11 protein-coding genes are annotated in these 15,004 nt (G+C 74.2%); 4 read left to right on the plus strand and 7 right to left on the minus strand.

The genetic code is table 11. The annotated features are described in order from the left end of the window. The first annotated feature begins 40 nt into the window (after positions 1 to 40). The 3 genes from JWR81_RS16630 to JWR81_RS16640 are packed head-to-tail and all read left to right on the plus strand — an operon-like array spanning position 41 to position 5,880. The gene (locus JWR81_RS16630; protein WP_297652900.1) at positions 41 to 4,786 is read left to right on the plus strand and encodes an NAD-glutamate dehydrogenase; all 4,746 of its coding nucleotides are present in this window, start codon (positions 41 to 43) and stop codon (positions 4,784 to 4,786) included. Positions 4,787 to 4,834: 48 nt separating this feature from the next. Beyond that, complete coding sequence (locus tag JWR81_RS16635) at positions 4,835 to 5,248, plus strand: thioesterase family protein (RefSeq protein WP_297652903.1); 414 nt, start codon at positions 4,835 to 4,837, stop codon at positions 5,246 to 5,248. Further along, the gene (locus tag JWR81_RS16640) at positions 5,245 to 5,880 is read left to right on the plus strand and encodes a hypothetical protein (protein WP_297652906.1); all 636 of its coding nucleotides are present in this window, start codon (positions 5,245 to 5,247) and stop codon (positions 5,878 to 5,880) included. The genes JWR81_RS16635 and JWR81_RS16640 overlap by 4 nt, the downstream gene beginning before the upstream one ends. Before the next feature lie 51 nt (positions 5,881 to 5,931). Here JWR81_RS16640 and JWR81_RS16645 read toward each other — a convergent pair whose 3' ends face one another. The 5 genes from JWR81_RS16645 to JWR81_RS16665 all read right to left on the minus strand — a co-directional run bounded on the left by JWR81_RS16645 (position 5,932) and on the right by JWR81_RS16665 (position 11,903). Next, positions 5,932 to 7,494, minus strand: a complete 1,563-nt coding sequence (locus JWR81_RS16645; protein ID WP_297652909.1) for a glycoside hydrolase family 13 protein — start codon at positions 7,492 to 7,494, stop codon at positions 5,932 to 5,934. 30 nt (positions 7,495 to 7,524) lie between these two features. Next, positions 7,525 to 7,908 (minus strand): globin, encoded by a 384-nt coding sequence (locus tag JWR81_RS16650; protein ID WP_297652912.1) that lies wholly within the window; start codon positions 7,906 to 7,908, stop codon positions 7,525 to 7,527. Between the two features lie 14 nt (positions 7,909 to 7,922). Then, positions 7,923 to 8,912 carry a mechanosensitive ion channel family protein gene (locus JWR81_RS16655; protein ID WP_297652916.1) on the minus strand — a complete coding sequence of 330 codons (990 nt, stop codon included), beginning with the start codon at positions 8,910 to 8,912 and terminating at the stop codon, positions 7,923 to 7,925. Beyond that, positions 8,913 to 11,036, minus strand: a complete 2,124-nt coding sequence (locus tag JWR81_RS16660; RefSeq protein WP_297652920.1) for a prolyl oligopeptidase family serine peptidase — start codon at positions 11,034 to 11,036, stop codon at positions 8,913 to 8,915. 225 nt (positions 11,037 to 11,261) lie between these two features. Continuing rightward, positions 11,262 to 11,903 (minus strand): pyridoxamine 5'-phosphate oxidase family protein, encoded by a 642-nt coding sequence (locus JWR81_RS16665; RefSeq protein ID WP_297652923.1) that lies wholly within the window; start codon positions 11,901 to 11,903, stop codon positions 11,262 to 11,264. A 68-nt stretch (positions 11,904 to 11,971) separates the two neighbouring features. Here JWR81_RS16665 and JWR81_RS16670 point away from each other — a divergent pair, with 68 nt between their 5' ends. Then, on the plus strand, positions 11,972 to 13,351 hold the full coding sequence (locus JWR81_RS16670; RefSeq protein WP_297652926.1) for a PLP-dependent aminotransferase family protein: 1,380 nt from the start codon (positions 11,972 to 11,974) through the stop codon (positions 13,349 to 13,351). A gap of 122 nt (positions 13,352 to 13,473) precedes the next feature. Here JWR81_RS16670 and JWR81_RS16675 read toward each other — a convergent pair whose 3' ends face one another. Further along, on the minus strand, positions 13,474 to 14,379 hold the full coding sequence (locus JWR81_RS16675) for a transketolase (RefSeq protein ID WP_297652929.1): 906 nt from the start codon (positions 14,377 to 14,379) through the stop codon (positions 13,474 to 13,476). A 1-nt stretch (position 14,380) separates the two neighbouring features. Then, on the minus strand, positions 14,381 to 15,004 hold a 624-nt coding region (locus tag JWR81_RS16680; RefSeq protein WP_297652932.1), incomplete at its 5' end, for a transketolase.

Below are 15,004 nucleotides of genomic sequence, written 5' to 3' on the forward strand. Positions count from 1 at the left end.
TCACCCACGGGGTGATCACCGCTCACGACCGGAGCTGCATGTGACGAGCCGGAGCCGCGACCTCGCGCCCGAGCCGGATCCCGAACTGACCGCACTGACCGCGCTCTACGCGCGGCACGCCCCGGACCTCCCGGGCGCGTCGGCCGACCACGTCCCGATGCTGGAAGCCGCCGCACGCGGCCACCTCCGCCTCGCCGGGCAGCGGTCAGAGGGCGAGCAGCTCGTCCGCGTGCGGGACGCCGAGCCGGGCGAGCCGGATGCCGGGCCGGTGGTCGAGATCGTCACCGACGACATGCCGTTCCTGGTCGGGGCCCTGCTCGCGCGCGTCGGCAAGGCCGGCGGCGAGGTGCGGCGGGTGCTGCACCCCATCGTCGTCGTCCGGCGGAACGGGGGCGGGAAGCTCGCCGAGATCCTCCCCTCGGCCGAGCCGGATGCGCCGCCCACCGACGCCATCGCCGAGTCGTGGATCCACCTCGACCTGGCTCCCACCGACATCCCGGCCGCTGATCTCGAACGTGATCTCGCGGCGGTCCTGCACGCGGTCCGCGAGGTGGTGGAGGACGCCGGTCCGATGGAGCTGCGCGCCCGGGAGCTCGCCGACAAGCTGCCGTCCACTTCCGTCGGGCCCGACGGCACCCACGCCTCCGACGTCGCGTCCCTGCTGCGCTGGCTGGCGGACGACCACTTCACGTTCCTCGGCTACCGCTACTACGCCGCCGACCGCGACGGGGGGCTGACCCCCCGGTCCGACTCGGGGCTCGGGGTGCTGCGGCCCGGCTCCGACATCGCCTCGACGTTCGCGCCGCAGGCCGACCCCGAGGGGACCGCGCGCGATCTCCTCGTGATCACCCGCGCCAGCGCGCCGAGCCCGCTGCAGCCGGTGCACCCGTACTACCTGTCCATCGGCACCCTCGACGCCGCGGGCCGACGCACCGGGGAGCACCGGTTCCTCGGCACGCTCACCGTGCCCGCGCTTTACGAGAGCGTGCTCGACATCCCCGTCGTCGAGCGTCGGGTGCGGGACGCGATCCACCGGGCCGGCTTCCCGATCGAGTCGTACTCCGGCCAGCAGATGCTCGAGGTGATCTCGGGGCTGCCGCGCGAGGAGCTGTTCAGCGCGAGCGAGCAACGCCTGCACGACACCGCGGTGGGCGTGCTGGCCGTGGGCGGGACGCGCGCTGTCCGGCTGTTCCTGCGGCCCGACCCCTACCGTCGCTTCCTGTCGTGCCTGGTCTACCTGCCGCGTGACCGGTACACGACGTCGTCGCGGCTGGCCATGGCCGACGTGCTGCAGCGCCGCCTCGGCGGCCGCTCGGTGGACTACACGGCCCGGGTCTCCGAGTCGCGCCACGCGCTCGTCCACTTCACCGTGCACACCGATGCCGACGCCGTCGGCTACGCGGGCGTCGACGTGTCCTCCCTGCAGGACGAGCTGACCGCTGCCGTCCGCACCTGGGACGACCGACTGCTCGCCGCACCCGGGGCGGCCGACGTCACCGCGCTGCTGCCCGGCGTGCCCGAGGAGTACAAGGCCGTCGTCGAGCCCGGTCAGGCCGTGGTCGACCTGCAGCGGATCGCCGCGCTCGGGGAGGCCGGTGACTTCTCCGTGCGGCTGCATCCGCTCGGCTCGTCGCAGGAGGGGGCCGAGGACCGCCGGTTCACGCTCTACCTCGCCGGCGCGCCCGCCACTCTGACGTCGGTGCTGCCGCTGCTGCAGCGGCTCGGCGTCGACGTGCTGGACGAACGCCCGTCGGAGTTCGTGCGGGCCGACGGCACGCGCGCGTACCTCTACGACTTCGGACTGCGCATCGACGACGCCACGCGCGCGGCCCTGCGCGACCGCTCGGAGTCCGCCATCGAGAGCGGCTTCTGCTCCGCGTTCGGCGCCGCCTGGCGCGGGGACGTCGAGACCGACCGGTTCTCCGCGCTCGTGCTGCGCGCCGGGCTGCCGTGGCGCGAGGTGGCGGTGCTGCGCGCGTACGCCCGGTACGCACGCCAGCTCGGCAACCCCTACGGCGTGCAGTACATGGCTGACACACTGCTGGCCCAGCCCGACGTCGCGCGTGGGCTGCTGGCGCTGTTCCGGGCCCGGTTCGATCCCGCGCTGACCGACCGCGAGACCGCGACCGAGGCCGCGCTGCAGGATCTCCGCACCCGGATCGACGCCGTCACCGGCCTCGACGCCGACCGGATCCTGCGCGGCTTCCTCGCGATGATCACCGCGACGGTGCGTACCAACTGGTTCCGCGAGCGGCCGTTCTTCTCCTTCAAGCTCGACCCGTCGCAGGTGCCCGAGATGCCCGCGCCACGGCCGAAGTTCGAGATCTTCGTGTACTCGCCGCGCGTGGAGGGCGTGCACCTGCGCTTCGGGGCGGTCGCGCGCGGTGGTCTGCGCTGGTCGGACCGCCCGCAGGACTTCCGCACCGAGATCCTCGGGCTGGTCAAGGCGCAGGCCGTCAAGAACGCGGTGATCGTGCCCGTCGGAGCGAAGGGCGGGTTCGTCGTCCGCGGCGCCCAGCCCGACGACGTCGAGGTGGAGTACTGCTACCGCACGTTCATCTCGGGCCTGCTGGACGTCACCGACAACCTCGTCGCCCAGGAGGACGGCACGGCCGCCACGGTGCCGCCCGAGAACGTGGTGCGCCACGACGGCGACGACTCCTACCTCGTGGTCGCGGCCGACAAGGGCACGGCGAAGTTCTCCGACACCGCCAACGACGTCGCTGCCTCCTACGGGTTCTGGCTCGGGGACGCGTTCGCGTCCGGCGGGTCGGTGGGCTATGACCACAAGGCCATGGGCATCACGGCGAAGGGTGCGTGGGAAAGCGTCAAGCGCCACTTCCGGGAGCTCGGCGTCGACACCCAGACCGAGGAGTTCACCGTCGTCGGGGTCGGCGACATGTCCGGTGACGTGTTCGGCAACGGGATGCTGCTCTCACGCCACATCCGGCTGCTGGCGGCGTTCGACCACCGGCACGTGTTCGTCGATCCGACCCCCGACGCGGCGGCGAGCTTCGCCGAGCGCGAGCGGATGTTCGCGCTGCCGCGCTCGTCGTGGGACGACTACGACCGTTCCGTGATCAGCGCAGGTGGCGGCGTGTGGCCGCGCACGGCCAAGTCGGTGCCCGTGGGGCCGGAGATGCGCGCGGCGCTCGGCCTGCCCGACGGCACCGACCGGATGAGCCCCCCCGCCCTGATCGCCGCGATCCTGCGCGCGCCCGCCGACCTGCTGTGGAACGGCGGCATCGGCACGTACGTCAAGGCATCCACCGAGACGCACACCGATGCGGGCGACAAGGCCAACGACGCCGTGCGCGCCGACGGCCGCGAGCTGCGCGTCAAGGTCGTGGGCGAGGGCGGCAACCTGGGGCTGACCCAGCGCGGGCGCATCGAGTTCGCCCGCGCCGGCGGCAAGATCAACACGGATGCGATCGACAACTCGGCGGGCGTCGACTGCTCCGACCACGAGGTCAACATCAAGATCCTGCTCGACCGGCTCGTCGCCGCCGGGGAGCTGGACCGCGCAGCCCGCAACGCGGTGCTCGTCGAGATGACCGACGAGGTCGGCGAGCTCGTGCTCGACGACAACCGCGCCCAGAACACCGTGCTCGGCGTGGCCCGGGCGCAAGCCGCCGACATGGTCAACGTGCACGGACGGCTCACCACCGATCTCGCCGCCCGCCGCGGGCTGGACCGCGAGCTGGACGTCATGCTCCCAGTCGAGGGGTTCGCCGCCCTCGACGCGTCGGGGGAGGGGCTGACCAGCCCGGAGCTGTCCACGCTGCTCGCCCACACGAAGCTCGACCTCACCGCGCAGATGCTGGCCACGGACCTGCCCGACGCCGCGGCGTTCGCGGGCCGGCTGCCGGGCTACTTCCCCCGGGCGATGCGCGAGCGCTTCCCCGCAGCCATCGCCGGTCACCCGCTGCGCCGCGAGATCGTCACCACGCTGCTGGTGAACGAGATGGTCGACGGTGCGGGCATGACGTACGCGTTCCGGCTCGGTGAGGAGCTCTCGGCGAGCGCCACCGACGCGGTGCGCGCCTACGCCGTCACGACGGCGGTGTTCGACCTGCCCGAGCTGTGGGAGCAGTTGGCCGACCCGGCGATCCCGACGGCGGTGGCGGACATGATCGCGCTCGACTCGCGGCGGCTGCTCGACCGCGCGTCGCGCTGGTTCCTCACCACCCGCCCGCAGCCGCTCGCGGTGGGCGCCACCGTGTCGCGGTTCGCCGACGGCGTGCGCACGCTGCGGGAGAAGTTGCCGACGCTGCTGCGCGGGCGCGAGCTGGAGGTCGTGCAGTCGCGGGCCGACGAGCTGCGCAAGGCGGGCGTCGGTGCCGACTGTGCGCAGCGGAGCGCCGCGTTGATGTACGGCTACGGGTTGCTCGACGTCATCGAGCTCACCGAGCTGGCCGAGCGTGACCGCGAGCTGCGTGACACCCTCGAGGTGGCGGCGCTGTACTACGGGATGTCCGAGCACCTGGGCGTCGATCTCGCGCTGACGTCGGTCTCTGCTCTGGAGCGTGGCGACCGCTGGCACGCGCTCGCCCGCCTGGCCCTGCGCGACGACCTCTACGGCTCGCTGCGCGCCATCACCCTCGACGCGCTGCGCGAGGCCGCTCCGGGCACTCCGGTGGAGGGGGCCATCGAGCAGTGGGAGCAGGCCAACGCCTCGCGGCTGGTGCGGGCCCGGGCGGCGCTGCACGAGGTCGGCACGGCGGGCCAGCTCGACCTGGCCACGCTCTCGGTGGTCTCGCGCCAGCTCCGCGGCCTGGCCCGCTGACCCACCTCCCCGATCCGCGGGGAGGTGGCGGGGTGAGAGGGTGACTGCGTGGCCCGCTTCGTCTCCCACGTCCCGCTGCGCTGGACCGACCAGGACTCCTACCGGCACCTCAACCACGCCCGCGCGGTGACGGTGCTGGAGGAGGCCCGCATCGACCTGTTCTTCGACGCGGCCACGGCGAGCGGGGTCGACGGGTTCGCCACCGGCCTTCTCGTGGCCGACCTGCATGTCGTCTACCGGCGGCAGGTGGCCTACCGGCCGGAGCCGCTGCGGGTGGAGATGTGGGTCGACCAGGTGCGCGCGGCGTCGTTCCGCATCTCCTACGCCCTGCACGACGGCCCGGGCGAGGACGACCCCGTCGCGATCGAGGCCACCACGGGGATGGCGCTGTTCGACCTCGAGGCGCAGCGTCCGCGGCGCATCTCCCCTGACGAGCGCCTGTTCCTGGAGAAGTGGTCATGACGCAGCTGTGGATCCCCGACACCGACGAGCGGGGCGACCTCGGGGCCTTCATCGGCCGCGTGGTGCGGCTCGACGCCACCAGCACGGTCCGGCTGTGCAGCGGCGCCGGGACCGTGACGGCGTGGGCCACCACCCCGTTCGAGGTGCTGGCCACCCGCACCGTGCACGGCACGCTCGACGCGGGCGACGTCACCACGTCGGCGTCGGGTCTGCTCACGGCGCTGTCGGTGGACCGGGCGGAGAAGGTCGAGACGGGGCCGGGTGGGCTCTGGCCCGGGCAGCTCCCGCCCACCGACGGCTGGAAGCCCGTGGACGACGTGCCCGCGGCCGAGCTGGAGGGGCTCACCGAGCGAGGCCTCGCCGTGGCCCGGGAGAACGCCGGACCGCTGGGGCCGCCCGCGTCGCTGCTCGACCAGACGGTGCTCACCGTGACCGACGCCTCCGGCGGACCGGCTTCGGTGAAGGTGCCGCTGCGGTGCCTGTTCGCGCTGTCCGGGATGGGATTCCTGGGCGGGGGCGGCGAGGACGAGACGGTGCGCGTGTCGGCCACCGGATCGTGGATGCGCCTCGACGCCCGCTACGGAGCCGTCGTCCGGCGCCGGCTGACGGCGCTGCCGCTGCTCATGGCCTGACCGCAGGGCCGTGTGTCCCCGGCGAGCCGTCCGCGCGCGGGTGACGCGCCGCTATGCCAGCCAGGCCGCCGTGTCCGGGGGCAGCAGGCCGTCGTCGAGGGGGCCGCTGGTGAGCAGCACGTCACCGGGCGGGAGCGCCACGGCCTGGTCGGAGGTGTTGAGGGCGCAGACCAGCGTGGTGCCCGCGCGGCGGAACGCGAGGCAGCCCACCGGCGCGCCGAACCACTCCAGCTCGGTGCCGGTGAAGCCCGGGTGGCGGCGACGCAGCTCGACGGCCCGGCGCACGAGCGACAGCGTGGACGCGGTGTCCTCCAGCTGCTCGGCCACCGTCAGCTCGCCGTACTCCGGCGGCATCGGCAGCCACGGCACACCTTCGGTGAAGCCGTAGCCCGGCGCCCCGCCCTCCCACGGCATCGGCACGCGGAAGGCGTCGCGGCCGCGCTCGGTGTGCCCGGAGCGTTCCCAGACCGGGTCCTGCAGCGCCTCGTCGGGCAGGTCGACGTCGGGCAGGCCCAGCTCCTCGCCGTTGTAGACGAAGACGGTGCCCGGCAGCGCGAGCGTCACCAGCGCCATCGCCCGTGCCCGCGCCGTGCCGAGCTCCCCGCCGCCGTAGCGCGTGACCGGCCGGGAGACGTCGTGACCGGCTATCGCCCACGTCGGCGTGGCCGCCACACCGGCCACGGACGCGAGCGAGTGCTCCACCGCGTCGCGCACGGCGGCCGCCTCGAACGGGGCCCGCAGCAGCCGGAAGTTGAAGCCCAGGTGCAGCTCGTCGGGGCGCAGGTAGCGGGCGAAGCGGGCGTCGTCGCGGACGGAGACCTCGCCCACCGCCATGCGGCCGGGATAGTGGTCGAGGACCGCGCGGATCATCCGGTGCACGTCGTGGACGTCGTCGTGGTCGAAGCGGGGGTCGCCGTCGCGCCCGCCGGGCAGCAGCCCGCTGCGCGTGGCCGCCATCGAGTCGGGCAGCCCGTCGGGCTTGCTCATGCCGTGCGCGACGTCGATGCGGAATCCGTCGACACCGCGGTCGAGCCAGAAGCGCAGCGTCTTCTCGAGATCGGCCCACACCTCGGGGTTGGTCCAGTTGAGGTCGGGCTGCTCGGCGCTGAACAGGTGCAGGTACCACTCGCCGGGCTCGCCGTCGGCGGCGTGGACGCGGGTCCAGGCCGGGCCGCCGAAGACGCTCGTCCAGTTGTTCGGCGGCTGGGCGCCGTCCGGGCGGCGCCCGGCGCGGAAGTGGTAGCGAGCGCGTTCCGGGCTGCCCGGCGCGGCGTCGAGCGCGGCGCGGAACCACTCGTGCTCGCTGGAGGTGTGGTTGGGCACGAGGTCGACGACGAGCTTCAGGCCGTGCTCGTGGGTGGCCTCGACGAGCGTGTCGAACGCGGCGAGGTCGCCGAACACCGGGTCGACGTCACGCGGGTCGGCTACGTCGTAGCCGTGGTCGGCCATCGGTGAGGTGTAGAAGGGCGTCAGCCAGATCGCGTCGACGCCGAGGAGCTCCAGGTAGCCCAGGCGCGAGCGGATGCCGTCGAGGTCGCCCACCCCGTCGCCGTCGGCGTCGGAGAAGCTGCGGACGTAGACCTGGTAGACCACAGCCTCGCGCCACCACTGCACCGGCTGATCCTGCCAAATCCCCGTCGTCGGTCAGAAGTCGGAGTTGACCATGCTGGCCGCCGCGTACTGCAGGTACTGCCACAGTTGCGCGCGGTGCGCGTCGCTGAGCCCGGCCTCGTCGACCGCGACACGCATGGCGGCGAGCCACGCGTCGCGCTCGATGGGGCCGACCTTGAACGGGGCGTGCCGCATCCGCAGCCGCGGGTGACCGCGCTGCTCGGAGTAGGTGCGCGGGCCGCCCCAGTACTGCTCGAGGAACATGCGCAGCCGGCCCTCGGCCGGGCCCAGATCCTCCTCGGGGTAGAGCGGCCGCAGCACCTCGTCTTGCGCCACCTGCTCGTAGAAGCGGGAGACGATCTTGTCGAAGACGGGGGCGCCGCCCACCTCGGCGTAGAAGTTCGCGGGATCGGTCACCGCACCATCATCGCTCACGGGACCGACGGACGTTCCTTCGACGCGTTCGTGGCGGGGAGGAGGCCGGGACGCGGGACCCCGGCGTCGTCGAACGCATCGGTGATGGCGGCGTTGAGGGCGCGCTGCACCGCGAACTGCCTGCCCGGGGCCACCCGCACGGTGAGCCGCAGCGTCACGCCCTCGGGCCCGACCTTCTCCACCCCGAGCACCTCGACGGGCTCGAGCACGTCGGCGGCGATGTCCTCGTCGGTGAGCCGCTCGGTGGCGGTGGCGCCGGCCAGCGCGACGGCCGCGGGGACGTCGGCGTGGTGGGCGACGGGGAGGTCCACCACGGCCACCGCGTAGCCCTGGCTCTTGTTGCCCACGCGCAGGATCTCGCCGTTGCGGACGTACCAGACGGTGCCGTTGACGTCCCGCAGCGTGGTGATCCGCAGCCCGACCGCCTCGACGACGCCGCTGGCCTCCCCGAGGTCGACGATGTCGCCGACGCCGTACTGGTCCTCCAGCAGCATGAACATGCCGGACAGGAAGTCGCGCACGAGGTTCTGTGCGCCGAAACCGACGGCCACGCCGACGATGCCGGCAGAGGCGAGGATGGGCGCGAGGTTGACCCCGAAGTTGGCCAGGATCATGATCGCCGCGATCACGAGGATCACGGTGGAGCTGATCGAGCGCAGCACCGACCCGATGGTGCGGGCGCGCTGGGCGCCGCGGGGGGTGACCGCAGGAGCGCTGGCCCCGCCGTTGTGCCGGGGAGCGCGGTTGACCAGGCGGGACATCCGGTGGCTGGTGGCGCCGTCGACGATCCGCTTGATCAGCCGGTGCACGGCGTAGCGGGCGACGACGGCGAGCACCACGACGAGGATGATCGACATCGTGGTGGAGACGATCGTGTCGGCCGAGCGGGCCAGGAACTCGTTGTTGGTCAACCGGTAGAAGGTGGCGCACCACGATCCGGCATCGGCGACGCACTGCGGCTGGGTCGGGAAGAGGTCTTGGATCACTCAGATCTCCAGTCCTGTGTGAGCGGCCAGGAACGCCAGCTGGTCCACCGCGAGGCTCACGGTGCGCGCCACGGACCGGGCGCCGTGACCGACGTCGGTCTCGCGGCGCAGCAGGACCGGACGGGTGTCGACGTCACCCGTCGTGGAGTGCTGGAGGGCGGCGCACATCTTGCGTGCGTGCAGGGGATCGACCCGGGTGTCGGACTCGAAGACCGTGAACAGCACCGCCGGGTAGGCGGTTCCCGGGTCGACGTGGTGGTAGGGCGAGTACGACAGCAGCCAGCCGAGCTCCGTCGCGTCGGCGGCGGTGCCGTACTCGTCGTTCCAGGTGCGGCCGAGGGAGAACTCCTCGTAGCGCACCATGTCCAGTAGGGGCGCCGAGCAGACGACGGCGCGGTAGAGGCCGGGGCGCTGGGTGAGCGCGGCGCCCACGAGCAGCCCGCCGTTGGAGCCGCCCATGATCGACAGCTGGTCGGGTGTGGTGGTGCCGGCGTCGACCAGCGCCTGCGCGGCGGCGTGCAGGTCGTCGAACACGTTCTGCTTGTTGCCGCGGTTGCCGGCGAGGTGCCAGGCCTCGCCCTCCTCGCCGCCGCCGCGCAGCGAGACGACGACGTAGCTGCCGCCCGCGGCGACCCAGGCCAGCGCCGACGCGGTGTAGCCGGGCTCGCGGGAGATGCCGAAGCCGCCGTAGCCGGTGACGAGCGTGGGATGCGGGCCACCCGCCGACGCGCTGTCCTTCGCGGAGGCGGCGTCATCGCAGCCGGCGGGGGAGATCACGAACATCCGCACGGTGGTGCCGTCGGCGGAGGTGAACTCCCGCTGCTCGCTGCGTACCGAGGGCACGTCGACGGCACCGGGAGCGGTGGCCTCCAGCACCGTCGTGCCGTTCTCGTAGCGGTGCACCTGCGCGGGGGTGACGAAGTCGGTCCAGCCGACCCACAGCCGTCCCTCCTGCTCCGGGGTGTCGCGGTCGGCCACCGACAGGCCCGTGAGCGAGCCCGGGCCGGGCAGCGGCACGGTGCCGCGCGGCGTGCCGTCGAGGCCGTGCAGGAGCAGCTCGGCCACGGCGTGCCGGCTGCGCAGCAGCACGAGCAGCGGCTCGCCGCCCGGCTGTTCGAGACGGCGGACGGCGTCGAGCACCGACTCCGGGTCCTCCGCCACCAGCTCGCGCCAGTGCTCGCGACCCGGGTTCGTGGGCTCGGTGACCATCAGCCGCCAGCGCGGGGCGCCGTCGGTGGTCAGGACGTAGAGCAGGCCGTCGCGGTCGACCCAGGCGCGTGCCTGCACGTCGTCGTCCTGCGTGAGGACGGGCACGAGCGCCCCGACGGCGCCGTCGTCGCCGAGCTCGGCGATCCACAGGCTGTCGCGGCGGGCGGTGCCGACGTTGCCGGTGACGATCAGCCAGCGCCCGTCGCGGGAGACCTGCACGCCGTAGTAGGTGTGGCCGTCGTAGAGGCCCGGCCCGTCCACCAGCTCGTCGGTCTCCGCCGGGGTGTCGACCCGATGACGCCACACCCGCCGGTGGAAGGCCTGCGCGCCGTCCGGGGCCTCGTCCTCGTCGACCATGCGGACGTAGAAGAACTCCTTCCCGCCCGGCACCCAGGCCACCGAGGAGTAGCGGCAGCGGTCGATCGGAGGCTCCACCAGCTCGCCCGTGCCGACGTCGAGGACGTGCAGCACCGAGTGCTCGTCGCCGCCTGCGGAGATCTGGTAGGCCAGCCGGGCGCCCTCCAGATCGGGCACCCACGCATCGAGCGTGGTGAGCCCGGAGGGGTCGAGCGCCATCGGGTCGAGCAGCACCCGCTCGGAGCCGTCCGGCTCCGTGACGAGCACCACGGCGAACTGCTGGCCGGGCTCGCGGCGCGCGGAGAAGCGGCGTCCGGCCCGCCACAGCGGCGCCGACACCGATCCGGCCGAGAGCAGCTCCTCCAGGTGCGCGGCCAGCCGTTCCCGGCCGGGCAGGGCACCCAGGCGGCCGGCGGCGAGCTCGTCCTGCGCGGCCGACCAGCGCTGCGTGCGGGGGTCGCCCGGGTCCTCCAGCCAGCGGTAGGGATCGGCGACGGCGTGGCCGTGCAGGTTCTCGACGAGATCGAGCCGCTCGGCGTCGGGGTATCCGTCACTCACGCGGACCGAGGCTAGTTCACCCGACCCGGTGGTCTTCCGGGCGGCTGCCGCCCGGGAGGGACGGGCAGTTCAGCGCGGGTGCGCGGCCGTGGCGGAGGCTACCGGGCGGGTGGCCGAACCGGCGGCGGACGGCGCGGCCGAGCCCCGCCTTTTCGGCGCAGCCCAAGGTGATGCGCCCGCCCGGCGCGCGGCCGGTTCCGGGTGCACCTCGGGTAGCAGGAGGAATCAGCGGCTCCGCACGTGCGCCGGTGGGTCGGTGTCGGACGGGAGGGTGGGGCAGGTCTCCGCGGCACCGAACGCCTGGCGAACGGGCAGCACCCCGGCCCACCGGCCGCCCGCCGCGATGTCCTCGTCGTCGTCCCCGGGCGGCCCGGTGCGCACCTTCACGCTGGCCTCGGCCAGCTCCAGCGCGAACACGGCGGTGGCGGCGAGCTCGCGGGCGTCGGGCCGGCGGGCGTGCTCCCAGGAGCCGGGCGCGAGCTGCTCGGTGATCGCGCGCAGTGCCGACCACCGCTCGCCCGGGTCGGTGACGCGCCGCGCGGTGCCGTGCACGACGGCGCTGCGGTAGTTCACCGAGTGGTGGAACGCCGAGCGCGCGTAGACGACACCGTCGACGTGCGTGACCGTCAGGCAGACGGGCGCGCCGTCGGCGATCCGGAGGTAGCCCGCGCCCGTCGAGCCGTGCACGTAGACGGTGTCGTCCACTCGGCCGTAGCCCGTCGGCAGCACGACCGGCGCCCCGTCGCGCACGAGTCCGAGGTGACAGACGAGTCCCGCGTCGAGCACGGCGTGCAGGTCGGCGCGGTCGGTGCGGGCCCGCTCGCGGAGGCGGGTGACGGTGCTGCGGGGAGAGGGGGAGAGGCTCACCGTTCCAGGATGGGCATCGAAGTGGCATCGTGACAGGGCCACTTCCGATCGATCCTGGAAGGCCACCCGTGGACCTGCCCCCGCTGCTGCTCGACCGCGCCGACGAGCGGCCTCTCGCCGCCCAGCTCGCCGACGCCCTGCGCGCCGCCGCGGCCGGTGGTGCGTTCCGGGCGGGGGACCGGCTGCCCTCGACACGGGCGCTCGCCACGACGCTCGGCGTCAGCCGCACGGTGACGGCGGCGGCCTACGACCAGTTGCTCGCCGAGGGCTGGGCGGCCGGGCGGCGCGGCTCGGGCACGTTCGTCGTCGGGACGCCGCCGGGTACCCGGGCCGCCCTGCGGCCGCCGGTTCCGTCACGGCCGGTGTCACGGCCGGGGATCGACCTGCGGGCCGGCACGCCCTGCGTCGAGGTGCTGGACGGCGCGGCGTGGCGGCGGGCCTGGCGTGCGGCCGCCGACGTGCCGCCCGACGCCGAACCCGAACCCGTCGGCCTCCCCGCGTTCCGCTCGGCCGTCGTCGAGCACCTGCTGCGCCACCGCGGGCTGCCCGCCGAGCCCGACCACGTGCTGGCCACCGGAGGCAGCACCGGCGCGATCGCCGAGCTGGCCCGAACGCTGCCGGCAGGGGCGCGCGTGGCCGTCGAGGAACCGGGGTACCAGCGGGCGGTTGCCGCGCTGCGCGCCGCGGGGCTCGTCACGGTGCCGGTTCCCGTCGACGGGGCGGGGATGGTGGTCGACGCCCTGCCACGCGGGCTCGCCGCGGTCTACGGCACGCCCGCGCACCAGTACCCGCTGGGCGCGCGGCTCTCGGCCAGCCGGCGCGTTGCGCTGGTGGACCGGGCGCGGGCCGAGGGCTTCCTCGTGATCGAGGACGACTACGACGGCGAGCTGCGCTACGACGTCGCCCCGCTGCCGCTGCTGGCCGCGCTCGGGCCCGATGTCGTCGCCCACCTGGGCACGGCGAGCAAGCTGCTCACCCCGACGCTCGGCGCGGGCTGGCTGGTGGCGCCGCCCGCCGTGCGTGGCGCCGTCCTCGACCTCCGCGACCGCACCGGCTCCCGGCCCGCCCGCGCCGGCCAGCGTGTGTTCGCCGCGCTCGCCGCCCACGGCGACCTGGCCCGGCACCTGCGCCGGCTGCGCCGTGAGCTGGGCGACCGACGCGCGGCCGTCACCACCGCCGTCACGGCCGCGGGGCACGCCGTGATCGGGGACGCGGCCGGGGCGCACGTGGTGGTCCCCCTGCCGAACGCGGTGACGGAGCGGGCGGTGGTGGTGGCCGCGGCGGAGCGGGGCGTGGGCCTGGACGGCCTGGCCCGCCACCACGGCGGCGAGCCCGTGGTGCACGGCATCCTGCTCGGCTACGCGGGCCAGTCGCGGAGGGACCTGGACCGGGCCCTGCCGGTGGTGCGGGAGGTGCTGGCGGCCGTGCCGTCTGAGGGGCCGGCGTGAGGCACCGGCACGCCGTCCACGCCGGCATCGGATCCAGAAGGCGCGCGCCGCGCGGTGCGCGGGAAGCGTCACCCGGCCGTGTTCTCCGCGCACGGGGTTCTCCGCGCACGGGCCGCAGGCCGCTATGCCAGGAATGCCAGGATCGACCGGCGCAGGCCCGCCACGTCCAGGCCGTGCAGGGTGTCGTGGTGCTCGCGCGTGCCGTAGCGGCGCAGCTCGTCGCGGCCGACGCCCAGGCCCAGCACGCGGTGGCGCACACCCTGCAGCGCGCGGCTCACCTCCGCCGTCGAGGTGTCGCGCAGGCAGGGCTCCACGAGCACGACGTCGGGGGCTCCGAGGGTGGCGCGCAGCGTCTCCGTGTCGAAGGGACGGATCGTCGCCGCGTACAGCACCGTGAGGTCGAGGTCCGCCGTCGCGGCCAGCGTGCGGTCGGCCATCGGCCCGACGGCCACGACCGTGCCGCGGCTGCCGTGGCGGAGCACCCGCATCCGGCCGTCCGGCCCGGCCAGCGGCGCGGAGTTGCCCACGGCAGCCAGCCGGACGTAGACGCGGTCGTCGCCCTGCACGGCCGCGCGCAGCAGGGCCTCGGCCTCGTCCGGGTGGCCGGGCACGTGCACGGTCCAGCCCGGGAGCGTGTCGAGCAGCGCCACGTCGCGGGGGCCGAAATGGGTCTCGCCGCCCTCGGGCCAGTCGTAGGAACCACCTGCGCTGACCAGCACCGCGCCGACGTCCTGGTACCCGAGGTCGAGCTTGACCTGCTCGAACGGCCGCTCCACGAGGAATGGCGCGAACGTGTGCACGACCGGGCGCAGGCCCGTGAGGGCAAGCCCGCCCGCGACGCCGACGAGCAGCTGCTCGCGGATCCCGACGTTGACGACACGGTCGGCGAGCGGTCCGACGTCTGCGGGGTCGAGATGGGCGGCGCCGATCTCGGCGAGCACGGCCACCAGTCGCGGGTCGTCGGCGAGCAGGTGGGGGAGCAGCCGGTAGAAGCGCGCGCGCTGATCCTCGGCGGTCGTCGCGGTCATGTCAGAACTCCTTCGGCTCGACGTGGGCGACGACGACGTGCGGGCTGTCGCCCGGTGCGGCGAACGCGCGTTCCAGGGCGTCGTGGTCGCGCGCGGCGAAGGATCGCCGGCGGGTCCGAGAGTCAATTCTGACGTCGACGGCCGACCAGCCCTCCACGGTGAACCGCCGCGAGATCCCGCCCGGCCAGCCCAGTGACGCCGAGGAGTTGTCGATCACGACGGCGGTGAGCCGGTCGAGGCGGGCGCGGGTGGCGTACTGGACGGCCTCGGCGTTGCTGCCCTCCTCGAGCTCCGCGTCGCCCAGCAGCACGACGGTGCGGGCGTCGAGGCCGCGCAGCCGCAGCCCGAGCGCGGTGCCCACCGCGAGGCCGAGGCCGTGCCCGAGCGACCCGGACCCGATCTCGACGCCGGGCACGCGGGTGTGGTCGGGGTGGTAGCCCAGGATCGAGTCGGGCCCGCCGAAGTCGCGCAGGTCGGCGGGGGAGAGGAAGCCCTTTGCGGCGAGCACCGCGTAGTACGCCATCGGCCCGTGTCCCTTGGAGAGCAGGAACCGGTCGCGGGCGGGGTCGTCGGGATCGGTGTGCAGGACGCGGTCGTAGAGCACCCAGAGCACGTCGAGGGTGGA

The organism is Pseudonocardia sp. (assembly GCF_025965585.1).
In the GTDB taxonomy this organism is placed as follows: Bacteria; Actinomycetota; Actinomycetes; order Mycobacteriales; family Pseudonocardiaceae; genus Pseudonocardia.

Excerpts from the sequence above, each read along its gene's own strand:
- JWR81_RS16640 (WP_297652906.1), top strand. The coding sequence starts at position 5,245 with ATGACGCAGCTGTGGATCCCCGACACCGACGAGCGGGGCGACCTCGGG.
- JWR81_RS16675 (WP_297652929.1), bottom strand. The coding sequence starts at position 14,379 with ATGACCGCGACGACCGCCGAGGATCAGCGCGCGCGCTTCTACCGGCTG.